Annotated in this window: 26 protein-coding genes, 1 pseudogene and 1 other annotated feature; of the genes and pseudogenes, 4 read left to right on the forward strand and 23 right to left on the reverse strand. The window is 44.6% G+C overall.

What is annotated here, in order from left to right:
- Nucleotides 1-63 precede the first annotated feature (63 nt).
- The 16 genes from DESOR_RS24300 to DESOR_RS24375 form a co-directional block, all read right to left on the reverse strand.
- Nucleotides 64-252, reverse strand: coding sequence for an aspartyl-phosphate phosphatase Spo0E family protein (locus DESOR_RS24300; protein WP_014187245.1), 189 nt, complete (start codon nucleotides 250-252; stop codon nucleotides 64-66).
- Nucleotides 253-723: 471 nt separating this feature from the next.
- Complete coding sequence (gene hutI / locus DESOR_RS24305) at nucleotides 724-1986, reverse strand: imidazolonepropionase (protein WP_014187246.1); 1263 nt, start codon at nucleotides 1984-1986, stop codon at nucleotides 724-726.
- Nucleotides 1987-2015: 29 nt separating this feature from the next.
- Nucleotides 2016-2732: a vitamin B12 dependent methionine synthase gene (locus DESOR_RS24310; protein ID WP_014187247.1), complete on the reverse strand. Its 717-nt coding sequence runs from the start codon at nucleotides 2730-2732 to the stop codon at nucleotides 2016-2018.
- 9 nt (nucleotides 2733-2741) lie between these two features.
- Nucleotides 2742-4757: a urocanate hydratase gene (gene hutU, locus DESOR_RS24315; protein WP_014187248.1), complete on the reverse strand. Its 2016-nt coding sequence runs from the start codon at nucleotides 4755-4757 to the stop codon at nucleotides 2742-2744.
- Between the two features lie 166 nt (nucleotides 4758-4923).
- Nucleotides 4924-5556: a corrinoid protein gene (locus tag DESOR_RS24320; protein WP_014187249.1), complete on the reverse strand. Its 633-nt coding sequence runs from the start codon at nucleotides 5554-5556 to the stop codon at nucleotides 4924-4926.
- Nucleotides 5557-5695: 139 nt separating this feature from the next.
- Nucleotides 5696-7153 (reverse strand): trimethylamine methyltransferase family protein, encoded by a 1458-nt coding sequence (locus DESOR_RS24325; RefSeq protein WP_042332725.1) that lies wholly within the window; start codon nucleotides 7151-7153, stop codon nucleotides 5696-5698.
- Between the two features lie 18 nt (nucleotides 7154-7171).
- A complete protein-coding gene (locus tag DESOR_RS24330) occupies nucleotides 7172-8656 on the reverse strand; it encodes a trimethylamine methyltransferase family protein (protein WP_014187251.1) in 1485 nt (494 codons plus the stop codon).
- Nucleotides 8657-8833: 177 nt separating this feature from the next.
- On the reverse strand, nucleotides 8834-9253 hold the full coding sequence (locus DESOR_RS29520) for a hypothetical protein (protein WP_158309070.1): 420 nt from the start codon (nucleotides 9251-9253) through the stop codon (nucleotides 8834-8836).
- A 283-nt stretch (nucleotides 9254-9536) separates the two neighbouring features.
- A complete protein-coding gene (locus DESOR_RS29525; protein ID WP_042331627.1) occupies nucleotides 9537-9821 on the reverse strand; it encodes a hypothetical protein in 285 nt (94 codons plus the stop codon).
- A gap of 2 nt (nucleotides 9822-9823) precedes the next feature.
- Nucleotides 9824-10801 carry an ATP-binding protein gene (locus tag DESOR_RS24345; protein WP_014187252.1) on the reverse strand — a complete coding sequence of 326 codons (978 nt, stop codon included), beginning with the start codon at nucleotides 10799-10801 and terminating at the stop codon, nucleotides 9824-9826.
- Nucleotides 10802-10922: 121 nt separating this feature from the next.
- Nucleotides 10923-11861 (reverse strand): glycine betaine ABC transporter substrate-binding protein, encoded by a 939-nt coding sequence (locus DESOR_RS24350; protein ID WP_042332727.1) that lies wholly within the window; start codon nucleotides 11859-11861, stop codon nucleotides 10923-10925.
- 195 nt (nucleotides 11862-12056) lie between these two features.
- Nucleotides 12057-12695: an ABC transporter permease gene (locus DESOR_RS24355; RefSeq protein WP_014187254.1), complete on the reverse strand. Its 639-nt coding sequence runs from the start codon at nucleotides 12693-12695 to the stop codon at nucleotides 12057-12059.
- Nucleotides 12696-13811, reverse strand: a complete 1116-nt coding sequence (locus DESOR_RS24360; RefSeq protein WP_014187255.1) for an ABC transporter ATP-binding protein — start codon at nucleotides 13809-13811, stop codon at nucleotides 12696-12698. It lies immediately after the preceding gene.
- 60 nt (nucleotides 13812-13871) lie between these two features.
- Nucleotides 13872-14528: an ABC transporter permease gene (locus DESOR_RS24365; protein WP_014187256.1), complete on the reverse strand. Its 657-nt coding sequence runs from the start codon at nucleotides 14526-14528 to the stop codon at nucleotides 13872-13874.
- A gap of 304 nt (nucleotides 14529-14832) precedes the next feature.
- Complete coding sequence (locus DESOR_RS24370; protein WP_014187257.1) at nucleotides 14833-16251, reverse strand: sigma-54 interaction domain-containing protein; 1419 nt, start codon at nucleotides 16249-16251, stop codon at nucleotides 14833-14835.
- An 18-nt stretch (nucleotides 16252-16269) separates the two neighbouring features.
- Nucleotides 16270-17163 carry an FAD binding domain-containing protein gene (locus DESOR_RS24375; RefSeq protein ID WP_014187258.1) on the reverse strand — a complete coding sequence of 298 codons (894 nt, stop codon included), beginning with the start codon at nucleotides 17161-17163 and terminating at the stop codon, nucleotides 16270-16272.
- Nucleotides 17164-17391: 228 nt separating this feature from the next.
- On the opposite strand from DESOR_RS24375, the gene DESOR_RS24380 reads away from it, so the two are divergent.
- Nucleotides 17392-17775, forward strand: a complete 384-nt coding sequence (locus tag DESOR_RS24380) for a DUF302 domain-containing protein (protein ID WP_014187259.1) — start codon at nucleotides 17392-17394, stop codon at nucleotides 17773-17775.
- A gap of 103 nt (nucleotides 17776-17878) precedes the next feature.
- Here DESOR_RS24380 and yhbY read toward each other — a convergent pair whose 3' ends face one another.
- The 6 genes from yhbY to rplU all read right to left on the reverse strand — a co-directional run bounded on the left by yhbY (nucleotide 17879) and on the right by rplU (nucleotide 21119).
- Entirely contained in the window at nucleotides 17879-18172 is a 294-nt protein-coding gene (gene yhbY / locus DESOR_RS24385; RefSeq protein ID WP_014187260.1) for a ribosome assembly RNA-binding protein YhbY, read from the reverse strand.
- A 26-nt stretch (nucleotides 18173-18198) separates the two neighbouring features.
- Nucleotides 18199-19464 carry a GTPase ObgE gene (gene obgE, locus DESOR_RS24390; protein ID WP_014187261.1) on the reverse strand — a complete coding sequence of 422 codons (1266 nt, stop codon included), beginning with the start codon at nucleotides 19462-19464 and terminating at the stop codon, nucleotides 18199-18201.
- A gap of 53 nt (nucleotides 19465-19517) precedes the next feature.
- Nucleotides 19518-20021, reverse strand: coding sequence for a Spo0B domain-containing protein (locus DESOR_RS24395; RefSeq protein ID WP_014187262.1), 504 nt, complete (start codon nucleotides 20019-20021; stop codon nucleotides 19518-19520).
- Nucleotides 20022-20153: 132 nt separating this feature from the next.
- Nucleotides 20154-20462 carry a 50S ribosomal protein L27 gene (gene rpmA, locus DESOR_RS24400; RefSeq protein WP_014187263.1) on the reverse strand — a complete coding sequence of 103 codons (309 nt, stop codon included), beginning with the start codon at nucleotides 20460-20462 and terminating at the stop codon, nucleotides 20154-20156.
- The gene (locus DESOR_RS24405; protein WP_014187264.1) at nucleotides 20456-20776 is read right to left on the reverse strand and encodes a ribosomal-processing cysteine protease Prp; all 321 of its coding nucleotides are present in this window, start codon (nucleotides 20774-20776) and stop codon (nucleotides 20456-20458) included. Before DESOR_RS24405 ends, rpmA begins: the two co-directional genes overlap by 7 nt.
- 31 nt (nucleotides 20777-20807) lie before the next feature.
- The gene (gene rplU, locus DESOR_RS24410) at nucleotides 20808-21119 is read right to left on the reverse strand and encodes a 50S ribosomal protein L21 (RefSeq protein ID WP_014187265.1); all 312 of its coding nucleotides are present in this window, start codon (nucleotides 21117-21119) and stop codon (nucleotides 20808-20810) included.
- An 11-nt stretch (nucleotides 21120-21130) separates the two neighbouring features.
- Nucleotides 21131-21209 (reverse strand) — a sequence feature (ribosomal protein L21 leader region).
- A 308-nt stretch (nucleotides 21210-21517) separates the two neighbouring features.
- Between rplU and DESOR_RS30760 the strand changes: the two genes are divergently transcribed.
- The 3 genes and pseudogenes from DESOR_RS30760 (at nucleotide 21518) to DESOR_RS24425 (ending at nucleotide 24583) form a co-directional block, all read left to right on the forward strand.
- Nucleotides 21518-21640 carry a hypothetical protein gene (locus DESOR_RS30760; protein ID WP_014187266.1) on the forward strand — a complete coding sequence of 41 codons (123 nt, stop codon included), beginning with the start codon at nucleotides 21518-21520 and terminating at the stop codon, nucleotides 21638-21640.
- Nucleotides 21641-21970: 330 nt separating this feature from the next.
- Nucleotides 21971-23833, forward strand: coding sequence for a cell wall-binding repeat-containing protein (locus DESOR_RS24420; RefSeq protein ID WP_042332730.1), 1863 nt, complete (start codon nucleotides 21971-21973; stop codon nucleotides 23831-23833).
- Between the two features lie 265 nt (nucleotides 23834-24098).
- Nucleotides 24099-24583 (forward strand): annotated as a pseudogene (locus DESOR_RS24425) (sodium:solute symporter family transporter).
- A 74-nt stretch (nucleotides 24584-24657) separates the two neighbouring features.
- Here the strand turns inward: DESOR_RS24425 and DESOR_RS24430 are convergent.
- Entirely contained in the window at nucleotides 24658-25599 is a 942-nt protein-coding gene (locus tag DESOR_RS24430) for a hypothetical protein (protein ID WP_014187268.1), read from the reverse strand.
- Nucleotides 25600-25764 lie beyond the last annotated feature (165 nt).

Consider the following 25764-nt stretch of genomic DNA (forward strand, 5'->3'; position numbering starts at 1 on the left):
CTCCAAATTCTTGGACCTTAGAACAACCAATTTATCCTTAATAAAAATATTGAGTATTTTATATCAGCAATCCCTTAGATTATCTCCATACGTTTTAAACTTTTGTCGATTCATCATATAGAACTCATTAATCAGCCCATCCAATTTGCAGCTTATACTCACCACCCTATAGTCCGTAAGCTCTTTATCTAAGGCTACTTTGTGCATTTGTATTCGTAATTCTTCAATTTGATCATTTATTAAATGTTTCACTTAATGCAACCTCATTTCAAATATTTTTTAGCTCTCCCCTATTCTAATACAATATTTTCCTGATATCAATGACCTAACAGATAAGCTTTTGTCGAAATCTGGTAATTACTAATTAAATAATTCTATATATAATATTACCCTGTTAATTTTAATCATTTCAAAACACTTCACTGCAAAATTATGAATAATAGAATAATATTATGTTTATAAATACCATAATTTGTAATGCGAGCGCCCTCTGTATTGGTACTTTATAAGCAACACATTGATCTAGGGACTTCCTGAATCGACACTGGTGTTGATTTTGACCTATATTCAAAGCAACGAAATCAGCCAGTTAACCGCTCAGGCATTCAAAACCTAGAAAAAGTTGCCCAAAGGCCAAATAGAGGTATCGCATACTACTTTTCAAAATAGTTTTGCAATACCTCTTATTCTCTAATCTCCCAACCTTTATAAAAAGTGTATTGCTCAGGCTTGAGCCTCCCAAACCAGCTTTCCGCCCTTAATAACCTTTTCAACGGGGTTGTTGCCAAAATGATAGGGCAAGTAGTTAAGATTGGGAATATCCAAAATAAGCACATCCCCCTTTTTTCCCACTTCCAAACTTCCTACTTGGTCCGCTCTGCCTATGGCATGGGCTGCATTAATCGTTGCACCTGCTAAAGCCTCTTCAGGAGTGAGCCTTAAGTAAAGGCAGGCAATGGTCAAGACCAGAGGCATGGATTCCGTGGGAGAAGACCCAGGATTAGAGTCCGTGGCTAAAGCGATGGGCACACCGGCCCGAACCATCTCTCTCGCCGGGGCATAGGAATTTTTAGCCAGGTTAAAAGAAGTTGCCGGGAGTAAAGCCGCAATGACACCCTTCTGAGCCAGGGCGGCAATTCCGGCCTCAGAAACTTTTAATAAATGATCGGCACTTACAACTCCTAACTTGGCTGCTAACTCCGCTCCGCCCGCCGATTCCAATTCATCAGCATGCATTTTCAGCTTAAGATTAAGCTGCTGTGCCTTAACTAAAATGCGTTCGCTTGATTCCAAGCTAAAAACGCCCGGCTCGCAAAAGACATCGCAAAACTCAGCCAACCCTTCAGCCGCTGCTTTCGGCAGCATCTCATCAATAACATAATCTGTAAACTCTTCCTCACTGTAACCTGCAGGAACAGCATGAGCCCCCATGAAGGTGGGAACCAGGTCTACTGCTTGTTCTTTGTCCAGTTCATGAATCAGACGCAAGGCTCTCAACTCTTCTTCCACCGTCAAACCGTAGCCGCTTTTTACCTCTGCTGTGGTTGTCCCAAAGCTGAGCATGGTCCGAAGCCTGCGGTTTGTCTGGGTCTTAATCTCCTCATCCGATGCCTGCTTCGTGCTTCGTACCGTTGATAATATTCCCCCGCCCTGCTTCAGAATATCCAGGTAAGGAACCCCTTTCAGCTTTAGGGACAATTCATTTTCCCGGGAGCCTCCATAAAGCACATGGGTATGGGGGTCAACAAAGCCAGGCGTTACTACCTTCCCCTCGGCACTGATTTCTTTTGTCTCTGGCCCCAAGCATGCCTTTCGTACTTCCTCAGTTGTACCGACTGCAATGATCTTACCCTCTCGGATTGCCACTGCTCCGTTTTCAATTAAACCAATCTCAGACATCTTCTCCCCGACAGCCGGACTATCAGAATGCCCCTTCAGCGTGGCCATCATCCGGGCAGAATGAATCAAGAGATCTGCATAATGCACACAATCATCTCCCTTTTCAGGACTTGCTTTTACAATGCCGCAGGCTTAGATTTGCCAAACTTTAAGCGGCTGTGAGCACAATTTTGCTGTTCCACACACATTTCGCAGGTTATTGCGCAAGACAGGTTCGGCTTACTCAGCTTCTCCCCGACAGGAATAACCAGGGTATGAGACTTAACGGGAGACATCAGCAAGGACTCTCCCAAGGTTATGCCTAATTTCTCTCCATCCAGCAACGCAAAAAGAACTTTTTGAGCCTCAAGGGGAATCTGATAACCGCCCGGACATAAATTATGCCCTGTCTGCAGTCCTCGCTCTGTTACTTCCTTGACAACCATCCCTCTTAACAATTCTAAAGCCTCATCCAGGGCCACAGTACCGCAGCCGTCCAGAACCATCCCGTCGAGCATTTCTCCAGAGTCAAATAAACGCAAAGCTTCCTTTTCCAGACGATAACCGATGGTTTGGATAGCCAGCATAACTTCATGGGCGCCTTCGAAAAATGAGGTGGACGCCTTAACTGTGAACTCATTGGCTAAGGTTATTTCCCCCGGACCCGTGATTTTGACCGGCACATAATCATAAAGACAGCGGGCTTCAACAAGTTCCAGGGCCTTCACCCGCATCTCCTCGATGGTCGGCTTAAAATTTTGACTCCGCGCAGAATTAGCATCCGGCATGCCGATGCGCCGGTATATCTCAGACGTATCTAATTGTAAATCAGGCCATTGAATCGATTCCATCATCTTATCCCCTTACTTGCCGACAACACGATCAATTAACTCATCTTTAGGAATAAAGGGTACCGTGATATGCCCTAAACCTTTGTACTTCTCATTAAACTCAATACCTGTCTCGATAGAATGCTCATTTCTGGCCCAGGCACGACGGGCAACACCACCGACAACATCCCAAAGAAGCGCCGATTTTATGACGTTATCCACTCGTTCACTGCCGTCAAGCACTAAACCAAACCCCCCATTGATAGCTTTGCCGATACCAACACCCCCGCCGTTATGAAGAGAAACCATACTCATTCCCCGTGCGGCATCACCGGCAAAACTTTGGACTGCCATATCGGCCATAACATTACTGCCGTCTTTAATATTGGCCGTTTCTCTAAAGGGTGAATCCGTTCCGCTGACATCATGGTGATCCCGGCCCAACATAACCGGACCAATCTCACCCTTGCGGATCATTTCGTTGAATTTAAGAGCAATGCGGATTCGGCCTTCCGCATCCTGATAGAGAATACGGGCTTGAGTACCCACCACCAATTTGTTTTTCTCAGCATCTCTAATCCAAATATAGTTGTCACGATCCTGACCCCGGCGATTGGGATCAATACAAGACATAGCGGCCGCATCCGTTTTACGCAAGTCTTCCGGCTTGCCGCTCAAACAAACCCAGCGGAAGGGACCATACCCGTAATCGAAAAGCTCAGGTCCCATGATATCCTCGACATAAGATGGGAAAATAAAGCCGTCTTTCTCATCCACACCATTTTTGGAGATTTCCATTACACCGGCATCATAAACCGCTTTCATAAAGGAATTGCCATAATCAAAGAAATAAGACCCCCGCTCAACTAATGTCTTAATCAATTCAAATTGACGAACCAGGCTCTTATCCACCAGTCTCTTGAATGCATCCCGATCCGACGCCAGAAGTCTTGTCCGCTCTGCGAAAGAAATTCCCTGAGGGCAATATCCCCCTTCATAAGCCACATGGCAGGACGTCTGATCACTCAGTAAATCCACCTTAATGTTATGATCCACTGCATATTCCAGCAGGTCAACAACGTTGCCCTGATAAGCAATGGACATGGGCTCTTTCTTTTCCATAGACTCAGCGGCTATTCGGAATACTTCCTCCAAATCCGAAGACACGCGGCTAACCCAGCCCTGCTCATAGCGGGTCTTAATTCGGGACTCATCCACTTCGGCAATAATCCCGACACCCCGGGCAATCTCCACAGATTTACCTTGCGCACCACTCATGCCGCCCAAACCTGAGGAAATAAACAGCGTCCCTTGCAAATCCCCGTCATTAGGAATCCCTAGCTTCATTCGCCCGGCATTCAGCAAAGTATTAAAGGTACCATGCACAATTCCCTGAGGACCTATGTACATCCACCCTCCCGCCGTCATTTGCCCATAGTTGGCTACCCCCATCTGTTCGGCAATCTCCCAGTCTTTTTGATTGTCAAACATTCCTACCATTAAGGCATTGGTAATGATTACCCGGGGAGATTCAGGCCGGGAGGGGAACAATCCCACGGGATGACCGGATTCCATGACCAACGTCTGATGATCCGTCATAACTTCCAGATATTTTTTGATCAAACGATATTGAAGCCAGTTTTGACACACACTGCCCGTTTCTCCATAAGTAACCAGCTCATAAGGATAAAGAGCCACGTCGAAATCCAGGTTGTTATCGATCATGACCTGAAAAGCTTTACCCTCAATACAATTCCCTTTATATTCATCAATAGGTTTCCCGGATAATTTCCCTGCCGGACGGAAGCGATAAGCATAAATCCTGCCCCGGGTCTTTAATTCCTCCAAAAATTCCGGAGCCAATTGTTCATGTAACTCCTCAGGAACATAACGCAGAGCGTTTTTCAAGGCGATTTTAGTCTGATCAAGAGAAAGACTATACCCACGATCCGGAGCTCGCCTAATCCCTTCCACGAATTCAGGCATTTCAGGCAATTCCGGATCAAGCTTAACCGTCATGGCTTGAGAGATATCATAATTACTGCTCATCCAAGTCACTCCTTTGTATTAATTTATTGCTTTGATCTCGAGTTTAGAAAACAGGTACAGTAGCCCGTGAGGACTCCTGTACCTTCATCATTAAACGAATCAATCGGCAATCTCCGATTCCCATTATACAATTAAGTGAAGTACAATGTATACCATTTGTTAAGATCTAACCGATTAAACCCCGGCATAAATCCGTTGCCGCTGCAGCATCCGGGGCATACCCGTCAGCACCGATGTCATCTGCGAAACTTTGGGAAATAGGAGCCCCCCCCACAACGATTTTGACCGTATCCCGCAATCCTTCTTCCTTTAAGGCTTCAACGGTATCGCGCATTGCCACCATAGTGGTGGTCAAAAGAGCGGATAAACCGACGACTTGAGGCTTGTGCTCCTTAACAGCATTTACAAAAGCAGTAGGATCTATGTCCACACCTAAATCAATAATATCGAAACCGGCACTTTCCAGCATCATAACCACCAGTTTTTTACCAATATCGTGAAGGTCACCTTTAACCGTCCCAATCAAAACCTTGCCGGCTGAGGGCATATCACTGTCAGCCATAAAGGGTTTGAGGATTTCAATGCCTGAGCTCATGGCCTTGGCCGACATCATAACCTCCGGGACAAACATATCACCTGCTTTGAAACGGACGCCGACAACATTCATACCTGCCATTAAACCTTGATTAATGATCTCCAGGGGGGCTATCCCTTTATCAACCAGGGTTTGAGTTAAATCCTTAGCCCCCATAAAATTCCCGTTGATAACCATGTCAGCTAAGTTGTTGAAGTTACTCATTACTTTTTCCTCCAAATTATCTTGGCATGCTTAGATGGCTGCCAAGTATATCTATATTTTTTGCATAGATTGCATACGCCGCTTCCCACGCCGGTTTTGTGGGCTTTTCAATCGTAAAGTAGTATAAAATGAATTGTCCTTATACTGTAGCTCCATACTTCTCTCTAGCTTTTTTGAGGATTTCATCAATTTTTTCTCGCACATCTTCGGAGACAGGCTTTGGCTGATGAGTGTCTAAAATGGCCTTAATTCGGTCTCTGGCTCGTTCAACCATGGTCTTACTGCCGTTCTCGCTCCAGTTCTCAAAATTATTGAAATCCGAAAGTTCGGGCATCCAACTCTCTCTAAAGTGTTTCGCTGTGTGTTCATCACCCAGGAAATTCCCTCCCGGACCAACACGCTTAATGGAATCCACTGCCAGGGATTCCTTGTCGGTATCAATCCCTTTCAGCATCCGGCGGGCTCTGCCTATAACCTCATTGGAAATAAGCAGTAACTCCAAGGAACCGGTTAAGCCAAATTCCATATAGAAAACATCATGCATAATATTGCAGCCTTGAAGAGCGCCCATCAAAGTAAACATTGTCGACTCTGCAATAGCCTGTTCATCGCAAACCTTAGCATTACAGCATCCTGCATATCCCCAGGACGGCAGCTGGTAGTAATGAGCCAGATCCACTGCCCCCCCTTGGAATAATACCGCTTCCGGCGTTCCATAAACTGCCTGCATGGAGCGCATATCCAAAGGTGAGTTCCCGTATCCGTAGATAAAGGGGGCTCCAGGTGCCTTCAGCTGGTGAATTACCAAACCACTTAAGGCTTCTGCATTAGCCTGAACCAAAGCACCTGCAACCGTTGTCGGTACGGAAGCTCCAGCCACGCCGCCGCAAGCAAAGTTCGAGGGAACCCCATTCTCCGCCGCAACTAATAATTTCTCGATGGACTCTCTGGGATGCTGCAGGGGTGAGGTGGGTTCTGTATAAATCATGAAGAGCGGTTTCTGACGCAGTCTCTCTTTTCCGCCCACGACACAAGCTGCCATTTCAATAATATCCTTCAAAGTGTCCCCGTCTTCGGCAATTACAACTTGAGGCTTCACCGTATTTTGAACCATAATAGCATATTGTTCCCGATTAATCATTAGAGGATCAGCATCGGAAAGCAGACCCATAGACATAACAAAATCAATATTAGGCAATTGATCACAAATTCGTATGGCTTTAGCCACATCGTCTTTAAGCCATCTCCGCCGTTCTAAGGTAAAGGGGTCCAGATAGTTCAATGTATCCGAGCCGGTACCAAAATGAACATTGCTTCCTTCCAGGTGCATTGCCGCTTCCCCATTGCGGTTATATAAGGTAACCCGTGAGGGAGCTGTCTGAAGTGCCTGCTTAATGAGAAAGCTCGGGAAATAAACCCGATTGCCATTTTCAACATAGGCCCCTGCCTTGCGAAGTAATTCTACAGCCTCTTCGTGATGGATCACCATCCCTGTGTCTTCGAGGATTTGACAACTGGCCAAGTGGATCTCCTCTGCCTGTTTCTCCGTGAGCGTTCGAAAGAACAGCCCGTTTCCATGTGAGCTCCCAACTCCCATTACTGTTACCCCTTTCATTTATGCCTCTCTGTTTCTTCGTCTTTTAGTCGCTTTCTGCTTATCCGTTTCCTCAATAATCTCATTCAATCCTTGGCGAATGGCTGGATCTAATAGTTCTCCGGTATGCTTAGCAACGATATCTTTCGCTAATTCCTCTGCCCGGTCTTCCATGGATTTAGACCCTTGTTCTTCCCAGACCTCCCAGAAAGAAGTATTGAATTGCTTGGAAGTCCAGATTTCATTGCGGAAATGTTCAAAGGTATGAGTATGACTGACGTAGTTCCCTCCGGGGCCCACTTCATCAATTACATCCACTGCCATTGTTTCATCATCGATTCGAGTTCCTCTGCCCATGTAACGGGCATTATCCATAAAATCATTGCACATGGCCAGGAAGGTCAAGGAACCGGTTTTTCCGCCTTCCAGATAGCCCACATCGTGAACTAAATTAGCTCCCATTAATTGGGCCATCAAGATACCATTACCTGCTTCCATGCCGGCTTGGGCATCCGGTATGGGAGAATTAACACACCCGGCTTCCGTAAAGTTAGGGATTCCATAAAACTGGGATAATTGTGTCATAATAGCATAGTTCATCATCGTCTCAGGGGATCCATACAACGTGGCTGTGGTTCTCATATCCATAGGAGTTGCTCCGCCGCCAATAATAATGGGGGCTCCTTTTTGCTTTAATTGCGCCATAACCACTCCAGCCAGAGCTTCAGCATTCATTAAAACAATAGTACCCGCTTTCGTAACCGGAGTAGTAGCCCCTGACAAAACCCCGGGAGTATAAACTACCGGTACGCCATATTCAAAGCAAGCAAACATTTTGCCCACTCCATCATTGGTGTGCACCAAAGGAGAAATTGGCTCAGAATACAGGATCAAGAAAGGATTCTTCCGTAATTCCTCTTTGCCGCCAACCACTAAAGCAGCCATCTCAAGCTGAGCCCGCATGTTGATTTCGTCATGGGCTGTGACAATCATCGGTTTATACGTATTGGCTACCATTGCTTCTAATTGGTGAAGATCACTCACTCTGGGGCTGGTGTCCGAAGCAATAGCATAGCTCATAACAAAATCATAATTAGGCAAAAAGTCCATAACCCGGCAGGCAAGCTCAACATCCTTCTTGGTAGAGCGCCGGCGCTCACCGGATTCCAAATCTATGGTAAAGGGCAGATCTGAGCCTGTCCCAAAGTAGGTCCGATTCTTTTCCAAAGGCATGACTCGTTCACCTTTTCGATTAGCAACCACAATTTTTCGGGGTGCTAAGCGAAGGCATTCTTCAACCAGCCAACTGGGGATTCGAACACGATTTTCATTGACGATACAACCGGCATCTTTCAGTAATTGCAGTGCTTCCGGGTGATCCACTTTGACTCCGGTTCTCTCTAACACTTCTAGGGTCGCAAAATGGATTTGTTCGATTTGACCTTCACTCACCCAACGCAGGAAAGGAGTTGTTTGCTCTATACTATTGGAACGAATCTTTTTCATAAGTTATTACCCGGTTAATAAAACTTGGTTAAAACTTAACCTTATCCTTTCGTTAGTCTATGTTCCCACACTTACTTTTCCAAGTTTTTAATTGATAAAGAGGGAGTTTGATTATTTGAAAGAATAAATTGCAAATTTTATGCCACCTCCGGCAGGGAAATCTGCCGCAAGTTCAACTCATGCCCTAATGGCTGTATCGCGCTCTACAAAAGGCTTTTTATACTTATTTCTCCAAGGAGTAAATTTAAAAATAAATCCCCAGAAAAATGGGTGCACATTTTTTTTGCGCAAACATACAAACCGAGTAATACAAAGGATTTTTCTCTTGCTGCAAAGATATTTGGCTCTGCCAAATTTTATAGCACCGTTTTGGCTGGTATACCCTGAAAAAGCCTCCTGGGTAGACAGCGGGTCGGTTCTTCTGTCTGGCTCTGGAGAGGAGCGCTTTTTCAGCACGCGTCTGCGAGTTCCGCCGCTGCCTCGCTGGACGGTTCGCGAGCGCGTCCGAACCTCTGGGTATTCCTGCATGTGAACCCGCGGCGCGCTACGGGGACGCGAACCGTCGGCGCTCGTCTTAGCGCGGCTCCACTGACGCATCCGCTTAGCTGAAAAAGCGCTCCTTCTGTAGTTTATTGGGAACGGAAGTTAAACTTTGGGGGGGGCTCGGGTTAGGTTGGCGGAATCTTTAAGCATTTTTCATCCTCTGCTGGTGCCGTACCGCGGCATGAGCGGCTACCCTGAAAAAGACCCAAAAGACAGTCAAAAGAACCCCCATGGACCTGAAAGTAAGGGCAGATTCGTCCATAGAAGTGAACCCATTGCATGGAGAGGCGGTAAAAGCCCACAAGACGGCGCGGGGGAACGGAGCCACAGGTTAACATCAAGGTACTACCCGGAGGTTTGGCGGAGTCCCGCGCCGGCGAGTGGGCGAGCCTCGGAGTGCTGCGGTGAGCGGATATGGCGAAGCTGCCCGACCCCCAGTAACTCCTTGTTCATCCCAGACAGAAGAACCGTCCCACTGTCTTGCAACTACCCGGAGGTTTGGCTCAGCTCCCGCTGCCGCGGGTGGGCGAGCCTCGGAATGCTGAGGTGAGCGGATGTGGCGAAACTGCCCGACCCAGGGAGCACTCTTTTTCATCCTCTGCTGGTGCTGTAGCACCGGCATGTCTAAACGGCAACCATGGAAAGCGCCTTCTCCGGGCAAGCCTCAACACAAATCCCACAGCCCCAACATTTGTTTAAATCAAGCTCAACCCTTTTCCGTGGTTTGCCGTTAACAATAACCTCTGACTCCCCTAAATGAAAGGCCTCAAAATGACATCGCCGGGTGCAGGCACCACAATGAGAACACTTAGCTTCTTCTCGCTGAACAGCATATTGAATAATGGGAAAAACGCCCTTCGTTCCTTTTCCTTGAGCTAACCTTAAAGGATAACAACAGCATGAACAACAATTGCAGATATAGGCAGGTCCATTCAGCCGCCAATCACTGTTGATTTGATGCATAAGCCCTTTTCTGTGAGCAGCCTCCACAATCTCTTTAGCTTCCGCTTTCGTGAGCGAGCGACCGGCAGACCGGTCCGAAATCATATTATCAAAACTCAAACAAGTTTCTGTCGGCTTAGTACAGCGGCCGGATAACTTGCGGCAATTACAAGGTACAAGACGAATATCTTCCACTGAATTAAGAACATCATCAATCTCTTCGACTTGCATAAACATCTCCGGCGCCCGATCCACAGCTTCTTTGTTCATTAAAGAATCCAGATAAACATCCATCCGTTCTGCATAAACTTCATAACACCACTGATCCAGTGCTTGACGCAAATCCTCACTGATTAAAGGGTAGTTTTCGTCAAACTTACATATATAATCCAAACGATCATAAAAATCCGCTGCAAAATAAACAAACTCTCCTTCATTGTCTTCTCTTTGCAGAATATGCCCCTCATAGGATTTTTTGATTAAATCCTCAGCCTCAGGCAAAGAACATGACAACTTTGCAGCAATTTCTGAGATCGAATACTTTCCACCATCAAGGAGAACTACGAGATTTATCTCCGCCTCCGACAAGAATTGGGACAAATGAGGACTTAGAAATTCCGGAACACCAAACAAAGCTATAAACCGATTGATCCTATCCATGAATATGTCCGCCTTTCCCATCACAACAAAATTTTTTAAAGCCACTTTATACCCAGGTTAAACCGGGCATAAAGTGGCCAATCACCTTACTTTGAAATCAATTGGATCTTCTTCATACGGCTTACTTTATTAACCCTTTGCTTTTTAAGAAGGTCGTTGAAACTTCTTCAATGGACTTTTTCTCAACGTCAGCTTCTTTGTTAAGTTCCGTAATGGTTTTGGTATCCAAAATAGAGCTTAACTTTTTAATATCATCAGCCAGAGTAGGATACGCATCTAAAATTTCCTGACGAACGACAGGAGCCGCATTGTAAACTGGGAAGGCGCTTTTGTCATCTTCAAGCATGACAAGCTTATCCGTTACAATTCTGGGTTCTGTGGTAAAGGCCAAGGCTAAATCTCCTTTTTTCGCTTGGAGAGTATCATAGTTTAGACCCATTGCCACATTCACAAAATCATCTTTAGGCATTTTGAAATCATAAACCTTTTCAAAAGAAGGCAAACCATCTGCTCTTCCTTCCCATTCAGGGAAGCCAACAAATTTTAAGCTTTCACCCTTTTTGACTTGAGCAACATAGTCCGACACGGTTTTCAGATTATATTTTTCGGCAATTTCCGGACGAACTACAATCCCATAGGTATCATTGAGGGGAGCATAATCCAGCCAAGCGATTCCATTTTTAGCATCCCACTCTTTAATAAGCTTATAACTTTCGTCAGCGTCAAAGACAGGGTCGTGTTCCATTAAATTGAGAACACCTGTACCGGTGTACTCCCAGTAAAGATCAATTTGCCCGGACGTCAAAGCCGGTCTGATGACTGCCAACTCACCGAGGCCCATTTTGTTTTCAACAGGATAGCCGAGACCCTCTAAGTATTGGTAGGTCATGGTTCCTAACAGAGCCGCTTCAGTGAAGGTTTTCGAGGAGATCTTAATCGTCGGCCCTTCCTTTTTGGCAGGAGTGTTTTCCGCACTTTGTTTAGATCCACAGCCGAATACCCCTCCCAAAGCTAATGCCAGGGATAAGGCTCCAACAAGAAATAACGAACGTTTCTTCATGTACATACCCCTTCCTCTTGAACTTGTTAAGACCTTTTTCTTAGTAAACTTATATAAACATTATCATTATTTTAGTGCATCCCTCCTTTAGCTTCACCAAAACCCATTCCTCGTTTCCCTAAAAACCTGGTTCAAAGACGAAATTAATTCCCTTAACATAAAGAAGGGAAGAGGAATCTTGCGCCAAACCTTTGCCTACCTCGTACCCGGGGGAGCAATTCTCAATTCAAGGTAACTAAGCATGCGATCAAGAAAAATAGCCATTAATGCCCCGAGCCCGGCTCCAACCAGCAAATATTCCGGCCGGAAGAGTGAGAGTCCGCCGATAATGAGGTTACCCAGACCTCCTGCACCAATAAGAGATGCCAACGTACCCATACTCACAACATATACTGAGGCCGTACGGATACCGCTCAAAATAATCGGGATAGCTAAGGGGATTTCTACCTCGAATAGAATCCTCCTCTGAGACATCCCCATGCCGCTGGCGGCTTCTTTTACGTCTGAACTGACTCCCAGTAAACCTGCAATGGTATTCCTGACAATAGGCAGTAAACTCTGGAACAAAAGAGCAACAATAGCAGGTTTCATTCCTAAGCCAAGAATAGGCATAGCCAAGGCAATAACTGCAATCCCCGGAACAGCCTGCAAAAGGTTGAGTACATTCAAGGTAATCAGACCGAACTTTTTAAATTTCGGACGGCTTAGAAAGACCCCAAGGGGTACGGAAATCAAGATGGCAATGGTTATTGTGATAAAGACGATCAAAGCATGTTCCCACAAAGCCTCCGGTGCCTTCTCAAAAAGAGCAAACCTGAAGTTCTCCCATTTCATTTAATCACCTTCTTTTCGATAAACATGCTTCCGAATCCCCTTGAAGGAGAGCACACCACAAAGATTTTCGTCACTCATAATGCCAAGATAGTCAGCATCATACTCAAGCAATAAGGAGAGGGCATCCGGAAAAGGAGTGGTTCTTTGCACAAAGGCCTTTTCCGTTCTGAGAACCCGAGCGCGCAATCCTTCCAGGTTCTGTCCAAACTCCTGCAAATCCGATCTGGTAACGTGTCCGCAAGGCTTACCCTGGTCATTTAGGAGAAAAGCTACTTCCGCCCCCGTATCCTCCATTTTTTCGGCCGCATTCTCAAGTTCGCTTTCCTGAATCAGACATTTCACCGGCTGCATGGCATCTTCCGCAAAATACAAATTCAACTTTTTGACCACTCGATCCCGTCCGATGAAATCCTCCACAAAGTCATTGACGGGATTCGTTAAAATCTCAGCCGGGGTTCCGAATTGAACTAATTTGCCCCCACCAAAAATCGCAATCCTATCTCCCATCTTAATGGCTTCATTAATATCATGGGTGACAAAGACAATAGTCTTTTTAATTTCTTTCTGTAAGCGCAGCAATTCGTCTTGTAAATGGGTACGGGCGATAGGGTCAACTGCTCCAAAAGGCTCATCCATAAGCATGATCGGCGGATCCACGGCCATGGCCCTGGCAACTCCGACTCTCTGCATTTGCCCGCCGCTAAGCTGAGAAGGATATTTGCCCCGGGTCTTTTCCAGATCAAGTCCCATCATAACAATCAGCTCATCAACCCGTTTTTTAATCTTGTCTTTGGGCCATTTGTATAACCGTGGTACAATCGCAATGTTCTCCGCAATGGTGCGATGGGGTAATAAGCCGATTTGTTGAATGACATAGCCAATCCCCATCCTTAAATGATCCGGGTCAGTCTGGGTGACATCTGCGCCATTAATCCTAACAATCCCGGAAGTAGGCTCAATCATTCTGTTAATCATCCGCAATATAGTACTTTTGCCACAGCCGGAGGGCCCGACTAAGACACATATCTCGCCTTTAGGAATCGATAGACATAATTTGTCAACCGCCGGCGCAACCTGGCCCGGGTACTGTTTGGTAATTTGCTCTAATTCAATCATCCAAATCCTCCTCTGCAAACTCAATTCTGTCCTCAGTCGGGTATTTATGTTAATGAGGAGTTAACGGCTAATTCTTAAACCTTTAGGTACAATCCTTTTCTCAATGAGGCCCAGGATCGTATCTAAACCAATGGCAATCACCGAAATAATAAAGGCTCCCGTCACCATCATAGGAGTATTCGATCTCACGAGACCATCTTGAATAAACCGCCCTAAATTACGTTCACCAATATAGGTGGCGATGGCCGCAATGCCCGTCGTCATGACAACCGTAATTCGAAAACCTGCAAAGATGACCGGCATACCTAAAGGCACAAGAATTTCCACAAGAATCCTCTTAGTGCTCATCCCCATTCCTCTTGCCGCTTCAATAACATTGCGATCCACATTTTTCACACCATCATAAACACTGCGAATCAAAGGCATCATTGCATAAAGCACCAAAGCAAGCAAAGCAGACTTCCGGCCTAAACCAAACATAGGAATTGTCACCAAAATTGCAAACATAGACAAGCTTGGGATACAAAAAATTGTGTTGGCCAAAGCCAAAACCCGAGCTGCCCATTTATCGCTTTTTGTCAGCAATAGTCCTACAGGCACCCAAATAACCAAAGAAATCCCCAAAGCCCATAGGACCAAAGTGAAATGGTTCTCTGAGTATTCTGCAACAGTCCTGGTATTCTTCTCGATAAAATTAATCAAATCAGATAAGTTCACTCCCTACCACCCCACTTTCAATTGTTTTCCGAGAGAAATTTGATAAATAATTGAAAATCTATGGAAACAGCGCTATAAATATAATGGGTAAGTCTAAAACTTGTTGCAAGAATCGTTCCTACTTTCAGATAATTGGCCCTCAGGGGCGAGCAGCCGCCTTAGTGGCAAGTAGCTCAGAAAGTATAACGGCAAAGCCATTACCTTCTGCTGAGTATACCTAAAGGCCAGCCGCTAAATTTCTTTGCTGAGCCGAGCCCTTTAACCCTTGGAAAATGGCCATTTAACACTACCGCATATTTTTTTGTCAGGCATAATTTTTATGCAGTCCAAGTTTTTTGATCCGGTATTGCAGATTTTGCCGGGCAATCCCTAATGACTCAGCAGTTCTGGTTATATTTCCGCCATGACTTTTCAGGGCATCCCAAAGCACTTGTTTCTCTACTTCTCGCAAAACATGAGCTAAGCTGCCGGAACCCTTTCTATAGAATTCAGAAAAATTTTCATCCCTGCTTAGAAATCTCGCTCTAAGATAATGAGGCAAGTGATCGGCTGTGATAACCTTTCGGCCATCCAGCATGTTCATGGCACTCTCAATAATATGCTCTAATTCACGAACATTTCCCGGCCACAGGTATCTAAGAAAAAGCTCTTTCAATTCAGGCGCAATTTTGACCTCTCCTAATCCATAGATTCTTTGATACCGGTTTAAGAAGCAATGAATCAAAACCTCTATATCTTCTTTTCGGTCTTTTAACGGCGGAATAAAGAGGGTCATCACAGCTAAGCGATAAAATAAATCTTTGCGCAAAGTACCATTGTTGACGGATTCCCAAGGATCAACATTGGTTGAACTAATCACCCGGCATTGAACGGGAACCTCGAGGGTACCGCCTACCTGCCTTACCATCTTTTCCTGAAGAACCCTCAGGATCTTAGCCTGTAAAGCAATACTCATGCAATTAAGTTCATCCAAAAACAAGGTTCCTTGTCCAGCTTGCTGGAAAAGCCCCTTGGATTCCATGGCTCCTGTAAAGGCTCCTTTGGTGGTTCCAAAAAGAATACTTTCCAGCAAGGTTTCCGGGATTGCCGCACAGTTTATAGCCACAAAAGGCTCGTTTTTGCGTGCACTATAATTGTGGATGGCCTGAACCAACAGTTCCTTGCCTGTTCCCGTTTCGCCAAAAACCAAAACAAAGCCGTCGGCCAAAGCCGCTTTCTTAGCAGAAGCCACTAAGTCCGCCATGGAAGAACTGGCATAAACGATGGAGTCGAAGGTATAACGAGTTCCATTGCTTCTGCGATGTTCCTGCCCTTCATTACCTATCTGATCATGCAGCTGCATGGTCTTTGTCAACAGTTCCTTAAACTTCGTAATGTCTTTACACACTGAATAAACGGCAACAACCTCACCATCCTCCATAACCGGAAAGGTGCTGGCCACTATAGTGACCTCTTTACCTTTATTGGTAAAGTAGGTTTTATGTTTTTCCAAAACAGGTTCCCGAGTTAAAACGACACTTAAATGTTCACTGCTCTCAACAGTCACAGCATCATACACTTCGTGCAAATACTTTCCTACAACTTGTTCGGACAACAACTCTTCTAACTTGGCCATTTCAGCATTATAAAAAATAATTTTTCCCTCAGGGTCTGTAACAATAACCCCTTCATCAATCGAATTAAAGAGTTGCTTAAAAACTTGGGCCATAACATCCCCCGACATACTCAACCCCCCAGTTATTCAACCCTTTTCTCCTCTAATCTTACCTTGATCAGGGAACAGCTCCCCAAACAAGTCATAAACCAATCCTTGCACAGCCTCACGCTTATACCCTTGAGAAGCACGTCCGGGTATGGCCTTATCCACAACCTCTGTCAAACGGCGGGCAATGTCTTCTGCCAACTCTGAGCCAACCCGCTTTCCACCCAATTCACGTTCTAACTCCGGCAGCCGAAACGGGATTAACCCCAGAGCTCCCACAGCCCACTTTGAGTTCCGAATCATCTGTTCTTCGTCATACTCTACCACTGCCGCCATATTCAGACGTGCAATGGAAACTGCCGTACGACTGCCGATTTTCCCAAAGGCACTGACAACTTGTGAATTCTCCCTGCCCTCCCAGATGGGGAAATCGATCTCAGTGATCAATTCTTTGTCCTTTAAGCCCTCCTGCTCCTTAGCTTGTAACTGAGCAAAAGGCACTCTGCGAGCCCCTTGAGGGCCAATAAGACTCACCCAGGCTTCAAGAGCCAACAGCGCAGGCAGACTGTCACCCGCAGGTGAAGCATTGGCAATATTTCCTCCAATAGTAGCCCTGTTGCGAATCTGAACAGACCCCACCTGAGATGCGGCCTGACTTAAACAGCGTGCTTTTTCCCTCAGCAAAAGGCTTTCGCTGATTTGAAAAAAGGTTGTACCGCTCCCAATCCTAACCCTTCCCTTTTCTTCTTTAATAAATCTCAGTTCGGGAATCAAGGAAAGATCCATCAGCCAAGCAGGCGGCCGCTGAGAGCTTTGCAGCTTAATCACAAGATCCGTACCCCCGCCCAGAAAAACAACATCCTCTTTAATTCGGGAGATAGCCTCTATTCCCTCAGCCACTGTCGAAGGGCAGATAATCTGACATTCCGGCATATCTATGAACTCCTCTCAGGGTGGCAAGTAATCTGCATAATTCTACAGATTGCGATTTGCATAAATATTCGCTAGATAGTGAACGTATCCCTTCCTCGTGAATAGAAAAGTTTACATGTAGAATGTATACAAGCCGGGGACGGTCTTTAACTTATCCTTGACTTAATGATTAAAAAAAGGATTTATACACAAACTAATATTATATCAACCTAATTGGGAGGCAAAAAAATGCAGGCTATATATCAAGTTACAACCCCAAAATCGTTTAATGATACAATTGCAGCAGTTCAAGCCAGCACTCAGGCTAATGGGTTTAGAGTTCTCCACATCCATGATGTTCAAGCAACATTAGCTGAAAAGAACTTTCAAAGAGAACCTTTGAACATCATCGAGGTCTGCAATGCCAAGTATGCTCATACCGCCTTGATGATCGATGTCACAGTCAGCCTGTTAATGCCCTGCCGTATTAACGTCTACCGTGAAGGTGAAAAAACCGTGATCAGTACGGTTAAGCCAACCGCTTTAGTGACCATGTTTAGTAATAACGAATTAAAGGATTTCGCTGAAAATGTTGAGGAAGTATTGCTTAAAATAATAGACCAAAGCGTTTAATTGACTTTCAACTGCCCAAAATTGGAACAGCCAAGTACCGCCCAGCAAATCAGGGCAGCACTTGGCTGTTAATGTCTTTATCAATGCAGCTCAGTAAAAAATCTTACTTTGGCAGGTCTATGACCGGCTTATCCGGAGATTGTCTAAACAACAAAAAGTTCCGGCCAATCACTTGAACAAGTTCCGATCCCGTTTGCTCAGCGAGCTCCGCTGCGACAGTTTTAGGCTCTTCTATACAATTTTGCAGCACTCTGCCCTTAATCAGCTCCCGAGCGGCTATGGCTTCGTTGGTTTGCTGAACCACCATTTCCGTAATTCCGCCCTTGCCTACCTGGAGTATAGGAACCATTTCATTCCCCATGGCCCTTAAAAATCGCTTTTGTTTCCCTCTTAGCACAGATAATCCCCCAAATCGCTTTAACCTTAAACCCAATCAAACATAAATCCTGCAATCTCCACTTTATCCCCTTCTTTAATACCTTCTTCACGAAGGGCATCATCGACTCCCATAACCTTTAAGATATTCTGGAATCGATAAACACTGGCTTCACTGTCAAAGAAGGACATTTTGGCATGTTTTTCTATTTCGTCACCCTCGACAACAAAAAGGTCACCCTCTCTGCGAATCGTGAAACGATTCTCTGGCTCTGCTTTAGTCACTCGATGTTCGTCCGTCATAGTGACAATATTCGGAACGGGAGTATCCGGCAGAACCCTGGCAATATGATAAATCAAGGCTTGCAGCCCTTCTCCTGTGGCAGCGGATACGGCAAAGATTTCCTGATCCTTAATACTCTCCTGCAAACGCTTCAGATTTTCCTCAGCACCCGGAACATCCATCTTATTAGCAACGATAATAACCGGCCGTTCCGCCAGCATGGGACTATAAAGCTTCAGCTCTTCCTGGATAATCCGGTAATCCTCTAAAGGATCCCGTTCTTCCGAACCAGAGATATCCAAGACATGCAGTATTAACCGTGTTCGCTCCGTATGGCGCAAAAATTCATGCCCCAGGCCTGCTCCCGTATGGGCTCCCTCAATGAGACCGGGAATATCCGCCATAACAAAGCTTTCCCCATCCTCAATTTGGACAACTCCTAAATTAGGAACTAACGTGGTGAAATGATAATCCGCAATCTTCGGCTTAGCAGCGGACACTTTTGAAATAATCGTGGACTTTCCGACATTAGGAAAGCCTACCAGCCCCACATCCGCTAAGAGCTTCAGCTCCAGCCTCAGCCAGCGTTCCTCACCAGGCTCTCCATTTTCCGCCAGAGTCGGAGCTTTATTGGTATTGCTCATAAAACGAGCATTTCCTCTGCCTCCTCGTCCTCCAGCTGCCACAACCACACGCTGACCGTGTTTAGTTATGTCAGCGATGGTTTCCCCGGAATCATCATCTAAGACCACCGTCCCGACAGGGATACGCAAAATAATATCAGCACCGCTTCGTCCGCTCATATTCTTTGCCTGGCCATGATCTCCCCGATCTCCCTTGTAATGCCGTTTATAGCGAAAGTCCACAAGTGTCCGCAAACCTTCGTCGCCGATAAACACAACATTTCCGCCCCGTCCGCCGTCACCACCGCTGGGACCGCCTTCAGGCACATATTTTTCACGGCGAAAGGCGACTGCTCCGGCTCCGCCATCCCCGCCTTTAACGTAAATCCTTGCCCTATCATAAAACATACCTTGATTCTCCTTAACTAATACTAAATGGCCTAAAGGATTATGAATCCTGCTTACGATGACTTAAATGTCTGAAGCTTATCCCAAAGAACCGTCTCCTCGTCGGATACAATAAGCTGACAAGCTAAACCTGCCGGCTCATCAAACAAATAAATTTCCGCACTTAGATTATCCAGTTCTCCCCACTTTTCAGCAGCTTCCAGACACTCTTTAGTGTACCCGTATAACCCTGCCACATATTCTTCCCGCCAATGATCCATCCAAAACTCTTTCTGCTTCATCTCTTCCGGAAAATCAATGGAAACCATAATGCCTTTTTGATTAAGACGAATGATTAACCCCAACATGATGGCCGCCAGACATGGTTCAGGAATTTGCCCTATTTTTTGCTCTTCAAGTGATCTGGAAGCAGTCTCCCTCATATACTTCAAGGCCTCTTCCGAGCGCTGAAGCTGTAAATTCCCCATGATCACCTGCCAATGATTCATATAATCATGGCGCTGCAGGCGATACCACTGTAATAACTCCGACAATAGAACGCGTTCTACCTCTGACATAACATCCCTATCCCCTTATTCAGGTTAATGTACTCCAAAGTCAGAAAATTCTATGTAGAAAAATTGCAATTAAACCTTTGATTAAGTACGAAAAACCCCTGGGAAAACCCAGGGGTAATTTTAAAAATCAGCTTATTGGGCGACAGCCACCGGTGTTGTTGGGCGTTCAGCATAAATACTTACTTGTTTACGGTTCCGGTCTTTATGCTCGAATTTAACATACCCATCAATCATCGCAAACAAGGTATCATCTTTACCCAAACCACAGTTCTTGGCCGGATGAAACTTGGTACCACGTTGACGCACAATGATCGTACCGGCAGTAACGAATTGACCGTCTCCGCGTTTTAAACCGAGACGTTGAGCATTACTGTCCCGACCGTTACGCGAGCTACCTACCCCTTTTTTATGTGCGAACAATTGCAGATTCATTTTTAGCATGGAGTCCACCTCCTTCGATCAATCAATATATAATTTTGGCCGTAAGCCTTTTGGATCTGTTCAATTCCAAGCAGCATGGTTTGCAAAATCCACTGGGCTTTCTCCAAATCCTGCTCCAAAAGCTCTCCAAGCTGACAAGCGATGTATCCATCTCTTTCCTCAACTTTAGGAGCAACAGGCAAGAAATGCTCCAACCCATTAACTGCCGAGATACTCAGTGCGGAAACCCCTGCACAAACAATATCCTGGCCCTCTTCTGCAAAACCCGCATGTCCGGACATCTCGAATTCACGAATTCGCCCGTCATCGCCCATCCAGATAATGAGACGAATCCCGGAGGATCGCTTAGGCTTGGAGTGCCTCAACAACAACTTTTGTGTAAGGCTGACGATGTCCTTGTTTGCGTCGATAGTTCTTCTTGGATTTGTATTTGAAGACAACAATCTTCTCCCCTTTACCGTGCTCCACAACTTTAAGCACTGCCGTAGCACCGGCCACAACTGGGGTTCCAACATTAACAGCACCGTCTTTTTCTACGAGAAGAACCTTATCAATGGTTACGGTATCCCCTACATTAGCGTCCAATTTTTCAACAAAGAGCTCATCGCCCTCTTGAACACGGAACTGTTTACCACCTGTTTCAATCACTGCGTACATTTAATTACACCTCCCATGCCTAGACTCGCCATTGCAGGTCGGTTATATGTAAACCTGTTAAACACCTGATACGAGCGGTTGCGGTGAGAAGTCACCACATTTAGTTATTTTAGCATTTAAGCACTTTAGTTGTCAATGGTTATTCGCTTAAGTGTTCATCTCATATAAGGTTAATTATATGATCTTGCTCAATTTCTTTCTCTCAGATTCAAGAAAAAGTTAATCGAGACATTTTAACATTTTTGTAACATATCAGCGAATCAAGGTTACAAAAATAGTATATCTTAATCATACTGATTTTTTTGCCGAAAATGTATGATCGATTTTCAAATGTCTTAAAAGGAATAATCCAGTTTTAAAAGAATAGTAATACCATAAACTGTAAGGAGAGATATTATATGCCATGGAAGCAATATAAAGAATCGCCTTTCCATTTGCCTACTCGTCAAGAAGTCATCATTATCGCTGCTTCAGTTGTGGTTTGCTCAATAATTATAACTTATTTTGTGCTGACTAAATAGCGCTCTAAACCTACTTTACTCGCTTAGCTAACTCCATGTTGCCTCGCCCAGTTACCTTTTGACCAATCTTGATGGCAAAAACAAAAACAACCAAAACCGTAAAAGTATAAATAAAGGAAATCGCCGTAAGTCTACATTCACGCCCGCCAAGGGCTTATTTTTATACCTTCATTAGTATACTATTATTTGGCTAAAAATCTGTTCTAAAAGCTAATGCATTTTTCGCGCAGAAAAAGAAGGATTTTAACCAATAATTCGAGAAAGTAACAGAAAAGGAGGGAATCCATCTTGCTAATAACAAAGAAAAACTTTTTTCTAGCTTTTTTTCTAATGATTCTATTAATTTTTACCTATGTTCCTTCAGTAAGTGCTTCTTCTGCTTCCACCGATCGGATAGCGGGTTATGATCGATATCTAACTGCCGTTAAAGTAAGTCAAAACGGCTGGCCGGATGGTGCAAGTACAGCGATTCTGGCCCTCGGCGATGATTTCCCGGATGCTTTAAGTGCCGGACCCTTAGCCCAAAAATACAATGCTCCGATTCTATTAACCAGTACCTATCAGTTAAATAGCGATACAGCCACTGAATTAAAACGCCTTAACGTAAAAAAAGTGTACATCATAGGGGGATATGCCGTCGTTTCTAAAGATGTAGAACGACAGATTTCTATGATGGGCATCGCTGCGGTTCGCATCTCTGGACAAGATCGCTATGAAACATCCTTAAAAGTAGCCCAAGAAGTAGGAGTAAGCCAAGGGATTTTTGCCACCAATGGTTTAACCTTTGCCGATGCCCTGTCAGTCGGTCCCATTGCCGCAGCTCTAAAGATGCCTATCTTACTTGTCCCGCCCAAAGATCTAACTCCCGTCCAAAAGGATTTTTTGAGTAAAAGCAATATCCCCGTCAGCTATATTCTTGTCGGCCGAGAAATTAGCAACAATGTCGTTTACCAATTTCCAAACTACGAAATCATTTACGGATCAAACCCTTATGAGAGAAATATCAACCTTATCAATCGCTTTAAAGACAGTCTGGATCTAAACACAATCTATGTTGCCACCGGCGAGCTATTCCCGGATGCTCTGGCCGCATCCGCTCTGATCCAAAAGAACAAGAACGCACTGATTTTACTTCAAGGAGATTCTATTCCCTACCCAGCCCAGAACTTTATAAGCTCAAAACTTATTTCCAACTTCATAATATTAGGCGGTACAAGTGTTATCAGCGGTTCTACCGAATCAAAGCTCTCTGATTTACCAGCAGAAATTACATCAGTGGATAACATCAGCGACAGCATTGAAGAACAGCAAAAATATGATCCTCCTAAGACAGTAACCGTTACGACAACAAATGGCACAACGGAAGAAGTCCCGGTGACTTGGTCTCTATCTTCAGTGCGCACCCTAAAGTCAGGAACCTACAAATTTGAAGGCAAGATAGACAATTACAGTGATCCGGTCTACCTAAACTTAACCATCCAACCTAAAGTAAGCAAAGTCAATAACATCACGGCGGAAATAATTATCGGCGACACTTATAGTTTTCCTGATACAGTGGATGCCCTCATGAGTGACGGCAGTACAGAAACCTATCCCGTCACTTGGAACAGTAAGGTTGTCCCTGTTAATAAAGCAGGCACTTACACCTTTCAAGGAACCATCGAGGGCTTGACGCAAAAAGTTAGTCTAAGCCTCAAGGTTTCCGAAGATGCTAAAATCACTTTTGCAGACCCAGAGTTATATACGGCCATAAGACACAAGTTGCACAAAAGCAGCAGTAAATCTATCTACAAAAGCGATGCCCTTGATGTCACTTCGTTATTTATTCGCAGTGAAGGAATTACCAATTTATCCGGTTTAGAATACTTTTCTAACCTGAAAACCTTAGATCTCAGCCATAACACCCTTACCAATATCGCTCCCCTGAGTAAGCTGACCAAGCTTCAGACCCTAAAGCTGCATGATACCGAGATTAAAGATGTCAATGCTATAAAGGACCTGACTTCACTCACCTATCTCGATATTACTGATAATTTTATTACAAATTTTACATCTTTAAAAAATTTGACGAACCTAACCACTCTTTATCTGTCCGATAACGAGCCCTTCACCCCGGATGACAACTACACTCCCGACTACAGTCCCATCAGGGCCTATTACGACGACCTGGACAAAAAAGACTTTAGCTTATAAACCTCTGATTCATTACCTTATATTATGACTTCCCTTGTAGTTAATATTGAAAAGTAATCTCTGATTGCCCGCCGGCTTTCAGAGATTACTTTTTCCTTGGATCACTAATATGGTACAATAGCTAGGCCCATAGCAGAATTCAAACAGCATAATAAAGGGGGAAATTTGAGTTTTGGTATCATTAATTGCCATTATTATCTATATGATCGGTATGATAGGAATCGGTTATTATTCCTACAAACGCACCACTGATCAGTCTGATTACATGCTGGGGGGACGAAATCTCGGCCCTGCCGTAACCGCCTTAAGCGCAGGGGCCTCTGATATGAGTGGTTGGCTCATGTTGGGACTTCCAGGCGCCATTTCACCCAAGGAATTAGTGCCTCTTGGATCGTCATCGGCCTTACGCTTGGTGCTTATTGCAACTGGCTCTTTGTGGCAACCCGTTTACGCGCCTACACTGAGCTAGCCGATAATTCCATTACAATCCCTGCCTATATTGGCAATCGATTCGAAGACAGTTCAAGAATCCTGAGGCTTGTATCAAGTCTTGTCATTATTATCTTTTTTACATTTTATGTTTCTTCAAGGCTTGTTTCCGGAGCGGTATTATTTCAAAACTCCTTTAATGTAGATTACTTTGTAGGACTGTGGATTGTGGGAGGAGTCGTAGTCGCTTTTACACTTTTCGGCGGTTTTCTGGCTGTAAGCATCACGGATTTTGTCCGACGTTTTCTTAAAAAAAATTAAAGGGACGGTTATTGGTCCACACTACCTTGTGGAACAACAACCATCCCTTTCTATTTTAAGTTGTTTTTGCAACTCTATTTCTTGCCAAACATAACTTCCACCTTATTAATTTCACCTTTCGGCTGGTCTCCAGTGATTACAAGATCTCCTTCGACAACAAAGTTCCCATGAGAATTCTGAATGTCTCCCTCAAGATTCCATTTCGGCCAAATTGAGTCTCCCGTTAGGACAGAATCACCTATCTCTTGGCCATTAACTTTTATATTCTCAAGTTTTACCACCGAATCCTCTTCTCGATTTAAGACCATAAACTGAATGGCATCAAAATCTGCATCCTTACGGGTATCATACTCTGCTCTATACTCATATTCAGCGTTTAATTCTACCCATACTTTCCCGTCCTCTGAATCATAGCCAAAACGAAATCTATTTCGTTCTTCCCACTCTCCGTATGGATTCTCATCATCCGTTGTCCTGCCCCGATAGAAGTCAATCTGGGCACGATTGGTTGTGCCAAGCTTCTCTTGAGAGTTTGTCAAATAAACCTCTGAACCGCTGGCTAAGTTATTAAAATTCAAGAACCTAACTGCGCCATAGGTTGTGTCCAGATCCCTGTTTGTAGCATAAAGATCTATGGATTTTGTTTCATCAGCCTCTTCCAGACCTTCAATAGAATAATTCAGGCGTTTTACAATATTTCCTCCGCGATTAATAACGTTAATAATTACCGTATCTCCATTGGCAAAACTTCCGTTTTCTTCTTCACTTGCTAGTTGGTAATCAAATACCGGGTTATTATCAATGATTTTAACAATCTTGCCCTCTCCGTCGTTCCCTTGCAGTTTAACCTCAAACCGGCTCCACTTAGCATTTATATGCCCGTTATAAAAGCTGTTGACATTTCCATAGTGCTTAACTTTTATAAAGTCATCCTTTCCCTTCGCTTGAACTGCTGATGGAAACACTAAAAGAGGAACTAATACCATAGGCACCAATCTCGAAATAGACTTTTTCACACTTATACCCCCTCAAAATCATACAAGGCCGGCTTCCAATGATTATATTTAGCCTCTATAATAAATACTTCGAATTTTACAAAGTCTTTAGTGGGGGCACGGGAATTATATTTCCATAAAAATCCAACAAAATAAGATAGCGATCCTCAAATTTTTCTTAATTCT

This window comes from Desulfosporosinus orientis DSM 765 (genome assembly GCF_000235605.1).
GTDB lineage: Bacteria > Bacillota > Desulfitobacteriia > Desulfitobacteriales > Desulfitobacteriaceae > Desulfosporosinus > Desulfosporosinus orientis.

Excerpts from the sequence above, each read along its gene's own strand:
- DESOR_RS24310 (WP_014187247.1), bottom strand. The coding sequence starts at position 2,732 with ATGATGGAATCGATTCAATGGCCTGATTTACAATTAGATACGTCTGAG.
- hutU (WP_014187248.1), bottom strand. The coding sequence starts at position 4,757 with ATGAGCAGTAATTATGATATCTCTCAAGCCATGACGGTTAAGCTTGAT.
- DESOR_RS24320 (WP_014187249.1), bottom strand. The coding sequence starts at position 5,556 with ATGAGTAACTTCAACAACTTAGCTGACATGGTTATCAACGGGAATTTT.
- DESOR_RS24325 (WP_042332725.1), bottom strand. The coding sequence starts at position 7,153 with ATGGGAGTTGGGAGCTCACATGGAAACGGGCTGTTCTTTCGAACGCTC.
- DESOR_RS24330 (WP_014187251.1), bottom strand. The coding sequence starts at position 8,656 with ATGAAAAAGATTCGTTCCAATAGTATAGAGCAAACAACTCCTTTCCTG.
- DESOR_RS29520 (WP_158309070.1), bottom strand. The coding sequence starts at position 9,253 with ATGCGTCAGTGGAGCCGCGCTAAGACGAGCGCCGACGGTTCGCGTCCC.
- DESOR_RS29525 (WP_042331627.1), bottom strand. The coding sequence starts at position 9,821 with ATGCCGGTGCTACAGCACCAGCAGAGGATGAAAAAGAGTGCTCCCTGG.
- DESOR_RS24345 (WP_014187252.1), bottom strand. The coding sequence starts at position 10,801 with ATGGATAGGATCAATCGGTTTATAGCTTTGTTTGGTGTTCCGGAATTT.
- DESOR_RS24350 (WP_042332727.1), bottom strand. The coding sequence starts at position 11,861 with ATGAAGAAACGTTCGTTATTTCTTGTTGGAGCCTTATCCCTGGCATTA.
- DESOR_RS24355 (WP_014187254.1), bottom strand. The coding sequence starts at position 12,695 with ATGAAATGGGAGAACTTCAGGTTTGCTCTTTTTGAGAAGGCACCGGAG.
- DESOR_RS24360 (WP_014187255.1), bottom strand. The coding sequence starts at position 13,811 with ATGATTGAATTAGAGCAAATTACCAAACAGTACCCGGGCCAGGTTGCG.
- DESOR_RS24370 (WP_014187257.1), bottom strand. The coding sequence starts at position 16,251 with ATGTCGGGGGATGTTATGGCCCAAGTTTTTAAGCAACTCTTTAATTCG.
- DESOR_RS24375 (WP_014187258.1), bottom strand. The coding sequence starts at position 17,163 with ATGCCGGAATGTCAGATTATCTGCCCTTCGACAGTGGCTGAGGGAATA.
- DESOR_RS24380 (WP_014187259.1), top strand. The coding sequence starts at position 17,392 with ATGCAGGCTATATATCAAGTTACAACCCCAAAATCGTTTAATGATACA.
- obgE (WP_014187261.1), bottom strand. The coding sequence starts at position 19,464 with ATGTTTTATGATAGGGCAAGGATTTACGTTAAAGGCGGGGATGGCGGA.
- DESOR_RS24395 (WP_014187262.1), bottom strand. The coding sequence starts at position 20,021 with ATGTCAGAGGTAGAACGCGTTCTATTGTCGGAGTTATTACAGTGGTAT.
- rpmA (WP_014187263.1), bottom strand. The coding sequence starts at position 20,462 with ATGCTAAAAATGAATCTGCAATTGTTCGCACATAAAAAAGGGGTAGGT.
- DESOR_RS24405 (WP_014187264.1), bottom strand. The coding sequence starts at position 20,776 with ATGGGCGATGACGGGCGAATTCGTGAATTCGAGATGTCCGGACATGCG.
- rplU (WP_014187265.1), bottom strand. The coding sequence starts at position 21,119 with ATGTACGCAGTGATTGAAACAGGTGGTAAACAGTTCCGTGTTCAAGAG.
- DESOR_RS30760 (WP_014187266.1), top strand. The coding sequence starts at position 21,518 with ATGCCATGGAAGCAATATAAAGAATCGCCTTTCCATTTGCCTACTCGT.
- DESOR_RS24420 (WP_042332730.1), top strand. The coding sequence starts at position 21,971 with ATGATTCTATTAATTTTTACCTATGTTCCTTCAGTAAGTGCTTCTTCT.